Annotated in this window: 7 protein-coding genes and 1 pseudogene; 2 read left to right on the top strand and 6 right to left on the bottom strand. The window is 37.5% G+C overall.

From position 1 onward, the window contains the following. The coding region (locus L1264_RS20660; RefSeq protein ID WP_235404529.1) for a helix-turn-helix domain-containing protein at nt 1-125 on the bottom strand (125 nt) is incomplete at its 3' end. Nucleotides 126-163: 38 nt separating this feature from the next. Here L1264_RS20660 and tnpA point away from each other — a divergent pair. Beyond that, nucleotides 164-559: pseudogene (gene tnpA, locus L1264_RS20655) on the top strand (IS200/IS605 family transposase). A 219-nt stretch (nt 560-778) separates the two neighbouring features. On the opposite strand, the gene L1264_RS20650 reads toward tnpA, so the two are convergent. The 5 genes from L1264_RS20650 to L1264_RS20630 all read right to left on the bottom strand — a co-directional run bounded on the left by L1264_RS20650 (nt 779) and on the right by L1264_RS20630 (nt 10,916). Beyond that, a complete protein-coding gene (locus L1264_RS20650) occupies nt 779-967 on the bottom strand; it encodes a hypothetical protein (RefSeq protein ID WP_036973817.1) in 189 nt (62 codons plus the stop codon). Between the two features lie 79 nt (nt 968-1,046). Continuing rightward, nucleotides 1,047-1,364, bottom strand: a complete 318-nt coding sequence (locus L1264_RS20645; RefSeq protein WP_036973816.1) for a hypothetical protein — start codon at nt 1,362-1,364, stop codon at nt 1,047-1,049. A 566-nt stretch (nt 1,365-1,930) separates the two neighbouring features. Continuing rightward, nucleotides 1,931-3,763, bottom strand: a complete 1,833-nt coding sequence (locus tag L1264_RS20640; protein WP_235404527.1) for a UvrD-helicase domain-containing protein — start codon at nt 3,761-3,763, stop codon at nt 1,931-1,933. An 8-nt stretch (nt 3,764-3,771) separates the two neighbouring features. After that, complete coding sequence (locus L1264_RS20635; RefSeq protein WP_235404525.1) at nt 3,772-9,126, bottom strand: conjugal transfer protein TraG N-terminal domain-containing protein; 5,355 nt, start codon at nt 9,124-9,126, stop codon at nt 3,772-3,774. A 92-nt stretch (nt 9,127-9,218) separates the two neighbouring features. After that, nucleotides 9,219-10,916, bottom strand: coding sequence for a hypothetical protein (locus tag L1264_RS20630; RefSeq protein WP_036973813.1), 1,698 nt, complete (start codon nt 10,914-10,916; stop codon nt 9,219-9,221). A gap of 183 nt (nt 10,917-11,099) precedes the next feature. Here L1264_RS20630 and L1264_RS20625 point away from each other — a divergent pair, with 183 nt between their 5' ends. Next, nucleotides 11,100-11,648, top strand: a complete 549-nt coding sequence (locus tag L1264_RS20625; RefSeq protein WP_036973812.1) for a hypothetical protein — start codon at nt 11,100-11,102, stop codon at nt 11,646-11,648. The last annotated feature ends 182 nt before the right edge of the window (nt 11,649-11,830 follow it).

Below are 11,830 nucleotides of genomic sequence, written 5' to 3'. Positions count from 1 at the left end.
CGACGCATATTTTCAGACAACAACAGATTCCAAATGCCACGCGCTGTCGCACCAAACTCAATAAGCTTAGCTTCTTGCTCTGGGGTAGGATTTAGCCTGTAGTTGTATCTGAGCGTCTTTTTCATATACTGTATAGACTACTGTATAAGGTCGAGTTGTCAAGTTGGAATATGAAACTAAATCTCACTGCAAATATTTAATTGCACTTCATTTAATTCTGGTAGTTAAGTACAGAAAACCTTTACTAAACGGAAATCTGGGTGAGTTTGTTAAGAAAACGGTTTTCGATGTTTCTCTATCTTCTGACTTCTGGATCGAAGAGGTTGAAATAGACAAAGATCACATTCATATGCTGATTACAATCGGCACTCGATATTCTGTAGGCCAGTACGCAGGGAGGATCAAACAAGCGACAACTACTAAAATCTGGAAATCATTTCCTTACCTCAAAAACCAATTTTAGAAAGAGAAAACATTTTGGTCGGATGGATACTTTGTGTGTTCTGTAGGAAATGCTAGTGCAGAGATAATACGAAAATATATTCAAGAGCAGGGGTGACACAGACTCATCCCCGCGACATCACTTCGCTCTGATCACGGGGTTTTCTCGGTGAATTTTCGATAAAGTTATAAAATCATCAAAACTGATGTAGATATAATTACATAAAGAAAATATCGCACGACTTAATCAAAAATAACGGCAATATTCACCGTAACCCTTTGAATAAACTCTAATATATAAAGCCCATTCAGAGAGTAAGGTTTACCCTACTATCTGTTAAACGTCCCATTCACATACAAAATCACTTTCGCCAATTAAGCCACTAGAAATGGCCTTTTGCTTTACAGCTGATAGGTAGTCTGGTTTGTCTAAATGATTAACATCAATCTGTTTTATCTCACCTGTGAATAATGTAAGTGTTGATGTTGATTTGTCGAAAATATGAAAAGCGGTATCTTCAAACATAGGTTTCTCCTTACTGGTTATACCTAAGCATCCTGCTTCAAGCTGGATAGGTATAACCAATAAAGAAATTCACAGGGAGCTAATGCTCGCCTGTGAAAGTTGATTTAATCAGTGGATGACTCATATTTGCTTCAACAAAGAATTCAAAATTAACAAGGTTCATTCCAAGAATATTACTATGTGAAATACTCTCATCTGAAAACCTAATTTCACCGGGAACAGCGAATACTTTGTCTTTGTTGAATATCTCAGTTGCTATTTGACTGGCCTCGTTATGTGTTTCAGCTGTTGCTAAAACTTTTAACGTTAACCTGTCATATACAATGCAATATACACTCTGAATCTTTAACTGATTGTGATTGTTGTAGCCCGAGTAGGTTGGAATTAGTTTATTCAAATTAACCCCAGCTTGAACTAGCTATTGATAGAATTGGCTTAACGATGATGCTGTGAATTTTGATTGCAACATATGTGCACGCCAGTAATATAAGAATGATATCCATAATCTCCTCCAATGCATTTGACCAAAAACGCAGAACTAAAAATAAGTAGATCTGTATAGCGGTCGCATCGAATGAGATTTCGATTCCTATACAGAAGAGTATCCCGTATAGGAATTGGTTAGGTATTTGTGAAAGAATCACTTCAACCGTCTTAATACCAAGAAGGTATTAACGCTGAGATTTAACTTCAACAGCTAGAAGCCACTTTAAATACCAATAGGCATAATTATGCATAGTGCAAAAATCAAAGACCTAAAAGGTAAAGTGGATTGAGAAATCATTATTGGAAATTTGTATTCCGATAATGACTCATAAGAGTGGTTGTGACGTTGATAGTCTGTGTTGATTGGTTAACCCTAAAGGCTGAACCTTTAGGGTTATAATCAATATAATTGCTTATAAATTTTTAGTCAACAATACAAAAGATTAAATTTCCAGAAATAAGGCAAACAACATTAGATTAATCGTTAGTGTAGTAAATCTCTTCGATAAACTCGCTTGGAAAACAAACATCATTAATATCTGATGTTATTGGTGGGCTATATTCGTAATCTTTTTTGAATAGTGCCAATTCACCCACATCCTTTAAATCATCAATATCAGCCTTATTTAAGTAGCTATGAATAAATAACCTTTGTTCAGCGCGTGTCATCCCAACAAACAGCAAACGTCTTTCCTCATCGATTGGTGACTGCATATTTGGCATTGTTTCGTGGATAACATCAAAAATAGCCACATTAGTCCACTCTAGACCTTTAGAGCCATGGTATGTGGTTAAAGTTACCACTGATTTATCAATTTCAGATTTACTGTTTTGCTCTTTAATTTTATCTGAGTAAAGCTTAATTCTTTCGAACCAAGAGCCTGTTTTTGTCTTGAGCCCTTCAAGAAGCAATGTTTCAACAGCGCATTTATTCAGCTTGTCGCCTTTTGAGCGACGCTCTATGATGAAATCAATCAACAAATCAATTCTGGTGTTTATCTCTTTACAATCATGAGTATTTTCAAATAAATAGTAATTTGAATAGAACATTTCAAAAGCCGTTCCATTAATTGATTGACCATAATTATTAAGATATGACTCAATATCAGAATTACTCTTGATACTTTCAGAAATTAAAGGAATTAGGTTCTCATCCTCTTTTAAGTACCCTAAAACTTCTGACAGATGGTAGTGTGCAAACTTATTTAAAAGATATGAACACAGTTTAATTACGAAATCACCAGCGCTTGTTTTAAAAATACTTGTTTGATTGTTTCTTGAATACGCTACTTCATGTTCTATCAGAAACTCTTCTATTGAGTCCAATGCAACATTAGTTCTGCTTAGGATCGCCCACTCACCATCATATTTATTGTAGTTTTCCAAAAATGTTAACAGCATACTTTTTTTAAATTTATGTATGTATGTTTTAACAGTGCCACCAATTTCCTTCCCCGAGACCATACCTTTGTGAATTCTATCTTTATTAAATTCTATTAGATTTTTACTGGCATCTATTATTTCAGGTCTACATCTAAAACACTTTGCAAGCATATGAATATTGGGTGTAAATTCATCTTTAAACTTAAGCATTGTTTCATAACTTCTAGCGCCTCTCCATGAGTAGATACTTTGATCATCATCTCCAACAGGTGTTAGATTAATCCCTCCGCGCCCCTGCAGGGCAATCCACTCATATTGTAGTAAATCTGTGTCTTGAAACTCATCAATCATTAGGTCTGTACAATTTAATAGCGGTATTTCCCCACTTAAAGTTCCTTCTACCGCGCGCCTGGTTGCGTCATCTAAGTCATAAAGGTGGTTCTTTATCTTTAACTCTTGATAACATTCTTTAACTAGCTTAACAGCGTCTTTATCAAACCCTTTTTTTTCATCTAATGGCTGATCATTCAAAATGCTCGTAATGTCACTGAATGTTACTTTTAACTCCGGTAGTAGGTGCTCATTCTCGATGTAATTCTTCAACCTCTCAATAAAGTTGAAGTATGTTGCTCCAATTAGTAGCTTACCTTGCATGAGTTTCTTTGTTTGGTTAAGAAACTGCCTGTGAAATGTAGTTACAGAAACTCTATTTATTGATGATTGTGGAAGAGCTATTTCCAACCTTTCTTGCATTTCGTTGACGGCCGCATTTGTAAATGTAACGAGAATAACCTTCCTGTCATATGATATTTTTAGTACGTTTTTTACTTTTTCAATTAATGTTTTTGTTTTACCACTACCTGCTGTAGCAAGAATCAAAGAGTGATTATTAACATCGTTAGCTGCTGATTCTTGCTCTAATGTCACCGTCAATGTTAGCTCTCCAACGCTCTTTTGATTTGTAATGATTCAGCTATGTAATTATTTGCCTCTAGATTGTCAGCCAAATCTAATAGCTCGGCTTTTTCTTCCTTTATAAATGAGCTCAAATTGGAATTTGAACCTAGAGACAAGATATTTTCCGCTTTTAATAATGCATCATTGCTCATTTCTGTATTATCAATAACTTGCCTTAATCCAACCTCTTGTGACTCGGTCATAGTGACTTCACCACCAGCTACAGGATGTAGGCCAGACGGGTTTCTCTCTTCAATTGAAATTTCTCTATTGTTAACCATCTCTGCTTCACTAGCGTTTGTTTCATTAAAACTTAGGTTCTCAGATCTAGAGTTGTTCACAACTGAACTTTCATCTGAGTTAGATTGCTCAAAAGACTCACCTTTCTGAGAAGAATTAGAAGCAATTAACTGTGATTGAGTCTGCACATTATCACCGCTTGTGTCAGGTTTTAGACTAGGCTCAGCAACAATAGAACCACCACTTGCCGATGCCTGAAGGTTTTCTGATTGGTCTGTACTCGTAGGGCTGCTTTGCAACTCTGGACTAGTGGTACTGCCAGTAGAACCACCCTCACTATTTAATGTGCCGCCAGTACTTTCTGAAGCCTGAAGGTTTTCTGATTGTGTGCCCACTAAAGAACGACCTGAATCTGTAGTATTCGGATAAGAATCATCTTTTGTGCCAGAATATTGGTAGGTATCAATACGATCCCTTGAATCATTGCCTGCATTCGATGTCTCTTTAGATAGAACATTCCCGCTTTCATCTTTACCAGTACTGTTAACCCCACTATTTACCTCACTTGGCTTGATAGGGGTTTCTTCTATTGCTTCACCACGGTTATTATCAACTGATAAGCTTTTTGGTGTTTCGCTCAGTGAATTCTGTTGTGTGACAGAGCTCTTATCATAATCACTTTCATTTACAGACTGTTGCGGCACTGATGCTTCGCTTGAATTAAGGCTGTTTACAGGTGGATTTGCATCTTTAGTACCGGCATCACTATAATTTGGTGTGAAGGCAGTTGTGATCGCTTCACTTAATGTTCTTTGTGCTTCTGGAGCTGTGCTTAGTAAGTTGTTTATTGTAAGTAGATCTCTCATGTCATCATGAGAAAGATTTCTTGGAGTATCGCTTGTGCCATAAAGGGCGTTCGCGGCAAACTCCTTCGCTTTACTAGAAACACCTTCTGAGTGAATTGCGTTATTAATTACTTGGCTTTCATGCTCCTTAGATGCACTTGATTCATACCCATTTTTAGTTTGCTCATCTGAAGTAATAGAAGCAATTGTATTTGTTAGTGTTTCTGCCTCGCTATCTTTACCTGCAATTAAAAGTGCATCCCTCATCTTATTCAGATCTTCCATTGCTTTAGGGGTGATGTTAGTAAAGTCAGGAATACTAAATTCTCGACTAGAAACTTGTGCTGATTTAAAATTATCTAAATTTCGATCATTAAGTTCCTTAAAGCTAACTCCTGATGTATCACCAGTTGCATTAAAGTTTGCTAACGCATATTTAGCTATCTCTTTGGCATCTTGGTCATAATTTCCTTTGGTAATACCCTCAACAAGACCTTGGCCACTAGGTTTCGATCTGTTTTCAGTTCGATCTAAATTTTCTCTCTCATTTAATCCAGCAAACCCAGCCATTGAGCTAGCTTGAGAGTCGTAGTTTACTGATTCCAAACTACCTTTTTGACTTGGCTCATCTTTATACCTTGATGGGTTGTACTGAGGTTCTAAACCTAACTGTGGGGATAACTCATTTAGCGCTTCTAAATGACGAGCGTATTTAGCATCATTAATACCTAAGAAACTATCATCTCCTTTCGTGGCTGCAATTACGTCCTCAATTTGACCGTCATCAAGGTTTGCCAATGCTGAGTATGCCGCAATTAACTCACTACTCTTCAGGGCATTATTAATTGATTCATTCTCTCTCATCTCCTGTACAGCTGAGATATTTTCTTGAGCATTTCTGTAAGGGTTATTAGGTAGCGTTGAAGCAAGAAGAGCTGAGTTTGAATTTAAACTTTCATTGAAGGCAGCTAGGGACTCAGGGCGCATTGCTGTTTGAACAGCCCCAGCATACATTAGTGTTTCATTTGGAGATAAGCGTTCACCATTAATAATCGAACCTTCACCATTTGCTGCGCTAGTTAGTAAGTTTCTAATAGCTTCTGGTGTATTGTTTGATAAAACACTAAAACCCATTTCAATTAGATTCGAATTAATACCTTCACCATTACCAGACTTCTTAAACTCATCCGTAACAGCCTCACCCACTGAAGAGGTGAATAGTGAGCCAATAGAACTAACTACACCGCCAGATAATTCATTAGATTCTGAGCCTAATACTTTTAATGATCCAAATGCATGCGCTAAATTATTTGCATTTTTATCTTCTGACTCAGAAACAACATCCTCACCCTTAGCTTTAACAGCACCTGTACCAGATGCCCCTCTACTACTAACCTCGTTTTGAGATTGCTCTTTGTGTTCAGCAAATGCTTGTGCATTACGCTCATTATTGAACATGTTTGTTGGATCAGTCTTTATGCCACTATTTACATCATTACTTAAAGTGTTGGTGTCTATGCCAGTATTATCTTCAGGTTTTGGAATATGTGAATTATCACTCGGTTTATATCCATTCAATTGGTCACTAAGTGAAATTAGGCTCGGCGCTTGTAGTGTTTCACCTAATTCTCTCATTAAGCCTGCAGAAGCTCCTCTTTCGGTATTAGCTTGTTTAAGTGCTGTAACTCCAGTTGAAAGAGGAAGTTGGTTACCATTATGGTCTGTAGACAACACTTCAGTATTTCCAGACATTCTTGCGATTGCATCAGTAACCGTATTGGCCAAAGCAATATTATTTTTTTGGCTTTCCGGTAATCTCGCGTTATCACCTTTATTTACCTGCTCTTTGTGGTAGTCGAACCTATCTCCCAACTCAGAAATTAAAGCACTTCTCTTGTCACCAGATAAACTATTTAAGCCTTCATCACCAATCAAACTACCTAAAAGAACATGCTGCTGCTCATCTGAAAGTGTTGAAACAATTGAGCCGATTGATGCTTTATTTGCTCCTGTGGTTGAGTTTTGAACCTCACCCGCATTCATCTGCGTCATTACTTTTGAAGCGGAGCTAGCTGTATTCCCCTCAGCTTCAAGGGCTTGAGCTTGAAGCATATTTGTATGAGCATTTGTAACAGCTTCCTGTCGGGAAACCGCCTCTTTACTTGCAACTGAGTTATCACTGCTCGATGATTGAGCCATTTTTACTGCATTCCCCCAGTTTGCTTTTATCGATTCAGAAACTTGTGCACGTTCGTCCTCTGACAATCTTTCTGAGGCGCCTACTTGCTTTTGTGATGCCGCTTTTGCTGTGATCGCTGCTTTCGCATCAGCACCTAAACCAAACCCTGCTATTGATGGAGCCCCCTTTGCTACCATGCTTGCCGAGCCCTGTAGTACGTGATCATATGCATCAGATAAACTCATGTTATTTTCAGTTGCATATGCTGCGGTTTGTGCCGCTAAGAAAGCTTCGTCCTGTGATAATTGTGAACTATCCACACTCTCAAACGACTTTCCTTGTTTATACCCTTTGATTGAATCTAAAGTAGCAGATTTACTATCAGTGGCAGTTTTTTGTAATGTTTGGCTAGCGGCTTCAGTATTTGCCAATTGAGTATTTCTAGAGCCAATCGCTGACAACTCAGCTGATGACTGTTTAAGGTAACCCGAGGCTGGCCCTGCGCCACCCGGATTAATACTTACATCATTTCGTTGTCCACCATTCAGTTGAGCTTGGCTCCATTGCCCATATGAGGAATGAACATCACTGGCTTGCATAGTAGTATCACCTTGACTTGCTTTACCTCCATTTGCAGATGTTGTGACATCAGGTGACAATTTCTTGGAATCAATATTTGTATCAGGAGACGTCTTATTAGATACACCCATCATGGTGTGAACACCCCTATGCAGTATATATAAAGTGAGCATTGGAACTGCAGCAGCCAAACTACTTGCCACTGCAATAAATGATTCGATTGTTGACATGCTATGCCCCCACATACCAAATGTGATTGCACTTACACCACCGCCACCAGCTGACACTGATGTGAATCGACCTTGAATAGCAAGTAAAGTAAAAAGGTTAACCGCACTCATGGTTACCGGCCACAAGTTAACCCACACAGTTACCCCAAAGAACATAGCAGCTGATTTCATAGCTTCAGCACCCATTACAAGCATGATTGCAATAACTGGGATCAAGAAAAACACAAAGGCCTCAATGAAGGTTGCAAAACCAATTGATAGCTCCAAAGCTAGGTTTCTATCCGCGGCCATTTGGTAATGTCGCTGAGACTTTGTTTCTATTAAAGTAAGTTCAGAGCGGAGCCCTTGCATATCCCCACTTTTTGCAGCAGCTTCAGCAAAAACATTTGATAAATACCTTCCCGTCGCTAAATGATATGCATTCATTGTCGCGCTTAATGCAGAAATCGATTCCGCACCGGCTTCAACATCTTGTGGTTTTACATTTTCTTTCTGCAAAAACCTGTCAGTCATCTCTCTGAAACTTGAGCTATCAAAGTAACTTTTGAGCTTCAAGTATGCGTTTGGGCATGTTAATAGCTCCATGGCAGGAGTGTCTATTTGAATATAAGTGCTTCTTGATGGTGTATTAATTCTTATAGACTCAAGGAAGTTTTCCATTGGGGCATTTTTTATTTTGTCAGCATTTAGCTCAGCGTCATTGCCACCAACTTGAAGATCCCAAATTACACAGTCTTGAAGGTAGTTCATTGTAGATGTTTTGATTCTGTACCTTTGGGCATTAACGCCTGAATCTAGTTCTTCAGAGCCCATATATCCAAATTTATCAAGCGCCACTAGCGCTCTCATCGGATCGAGAAATTGACCAGCCTGATAACCATCCGGTGAGGCGAATGAATCTTCATAATCTCGTGAAAGCCCATACATTCCTGAGGTCATCATTGCAATAACAGCTGCTATGCCAGGTGCATCATTCACATAATACACATCTCCTGTTCTTACCGACTCAATAACAACATCTACTTTAGAAAATGGACCACACAAGACCATGAACATGCAAAGCCCAATAAACCAAGATAGTACTGGGTTAGAGTTTGGGTTGATCCAACTTTTTACTACAAGAGTCATCAGTGAAAGTAGAGCTGTAGCACCTATCAAAATATGCAAAGATGAAAAGCCAAAATCAAACATTCTTCGAAGGCCCATTAGAACCTCATACATGAACGCTGTTTCACCGATTGAGTAAATTGTAAAATCCATAAAAAAAAGCCAGAATATTGAGTCTGGCTTAATCTTAAAATTGAAAAAAATTTTAAAAGCGTGATTTTCAACTGAATTTCAGTATTTTTTGATTAAAATACCTTTTTCTCAAAATAAACGCTTATATCCCCAATTTTATGGTCTTTGTAATAGCTAATATTTATCGAGTTACCCATCATGCTGACAGATACGGGAAAGGCGGGCTCTTCTGTAGACATTAAACCTAGAAAACCATTCTGATTAACAACGTAGTCTCCATGTGAATTTTTTACCGGGTTAAAGTCGCCGTCGAGTAATGCAGTCTGCCCCTTTCTAAAAGCAAACAACTCACTTAGTGTTACATCAAAAGCAAACGTATCGGGCAAACAATCAATTGTTTCTTTTGGCAGTATATTGACTGCTCGATTACTCATTGAACCATCAGTCACGGATACTTGTTCCAAAGATTTTAGCCACAACTTACGGTAGTCTGTTCGATTAAAGATATTTAACTCTGACCCTGGTAAAAATGACAAAACATCTATTGGAATTAAATTTACTTTTGCCGAACTATGCTTGTTATGAATAAAGTTTACATCTAGGACAGCTCGATAGAATTTTACACCTGAAACCTCTATCACAAGAAAAAAGTAAGGCTTGCCTCTCGATAAATCATCTACGCGATTAATATAGCTGTTTCGTACTCCATAGTAGTTTTTCGGACCCCAAAACCAATCATTGAACTCAATACCATCGTAGTCCCCTTCACTAATTAATTCATCAAAGCTAAGGTGCATTGTAACTTGCTTAACATCTGCAAACGGATATTGACTGAAAGGTGATGCCTCAATATTCCCCATATATTCTTCAGATAAATTGGACGTCTGCCCATTTAATACATTTTTGAAGTTCTCTATGCTTTCTCTGTATGCATCCCACATATTTGAATAAGGCAATAAGTCACTATTATAGTCTTTTACTCTCGCTCTAGACTTTTGCAATTCGGATAGTAGTAAGTTTTTAGTAAAATCAATTTCTAAAACTTTTGGAGATAACCCAGTCAAGAGCTGGAGTGTTAGCATCGATACGCCTACTTTAAATTCTGGCCAGTGTGCAGTTTTTCCAATCGATGGAAATTGAGGGTTTACATCTAACAGATTTGAATCAAGCTGCGCACACTCTTCATTTCGAATATTTACTCCATTTGAGATACTTTTACGAGAGTAACTTTGGGCTGCAACTAAAGCGCGGATGTTCAATACTTCTGAGAGCTTAAGGCCACCATAAATCATTTGGTCTTCACTAATTTGAGGTTCTTTGATTTTATAGTCTGATATTGTCACTAGGTTAGATAATTTGCTTTGGATATCAGCAAAGAATTTATATTCAAACACCTTTTCTTTGAGTCTTTTTTTCATTGATGATTGTTTTGTTTCGACGCCATTAAACAGAAATACTTCGTCATAAATCCTAATAGTATTCTTATTAGCCATTAACTCAGGACCTTCAGCTAACTCAAAAGTAGCCGTTGCATTAAGGGTACTTTGCTCTTGCTTAATGTTTAGCTCTTTAAGTTTTGCCCTTATATTCGGCAATAATTGATTGCCGCTTATAACATTCGTGTTGAGGTTTACTTTTGCTTGCTCCACAGCTTTTTTGTGAAGTAAATACTCTATTACTTGTGCGTCGTACTCAGTGGTATTATCGAGCGTTAAATTGACACTAACCTTTTCTGCACCATAAGCACTCCCGATCGCATGGAATACAATCGATATAAAAGCCCCATTTGCTAGCGCTTTCAATAAATTCATTAAAACGACCTCCAATAACTAAAACTGTATTAATCATTTCATAAATTTCATTTCGTGCAGCGGTTAAAAACAAAACTAAATATCAATTATTTACAATAGGTTATAAAAAAACCTCATTGTGTTTTTTATATTTTCACAAACCTGCATTCAATAATTTATACTTTTCAGCTTGAAGGAGGATTTATGAAATTTGTATTTTTACTAGTCATTTTTGTATTGAGCCATGGCGCTCATGCGGCTGATACTGTCAGAGTTATCAAGTTTAAAACTATCGGCCTCACGGTTAATGAGTACAACATTGCAGATTTAATATATAAAGAAGCAGCTCAAAAGCTAGGCGCTTATTTCATTGTTAACAATTCTCAAGCCGGTTTATCAAGCTACAGCGAGAAGGCCAACATCTTACGACCTATTTCTGTTAATATTGTTGACTATACAATCGAAGATAGTGAAGTGATTGCGACCATACGCTACGATCATGCAGCTTTAGAAGTTGTAACGGAGAACTACAAGTTATACATGAGGAACAAGAAAAATTCCGAAGAAATAGTTAACGCGGAGATAACTGAATTTTGTCAAAAATTCTCATCTAACTATTTAGAAATCAAGAACACTCTTTCTAGCTCAGAATTCAACTATTCAACAGCCCCTTCAAAGGATGATGAGCTCCTTAAACTATCAAAAAAGTCTGACTCTATAAGTCAGTTATTGATTAATGAATGTAATTTATAGGAAATCTTTTAATACTTCTCTTTAACACCTATTTCCAAAAGGGCGGCTTTCTGCCCAGACTGTGTGAAAACTAATTTTTAATAAATTGTCTTGGGTATGTTCTTAGTTTGAAACCATTTAAGATGGTTGCGATCGATTTTTTCTCAGTATCGCAATTTTCTCCGCGCGAGCGAAACTGCTAT

Source organism: Pseudoalteromonas sp. APAL1, from assembly GCF_021532475.1.
Taxonomy (GTDB): domain Bacteria; phylum Pseudomonadota; class Gammaproteobacteria; order Enterobacterales; family Alteromonadaceae; genus Pseudoalteromonas; species Pseudoalteromonas lipolytica_C.
Note: the sequence above shows the minus strand (reverse complement) of the source record. Positions and strands in the feature narration are given on the sequence as shown.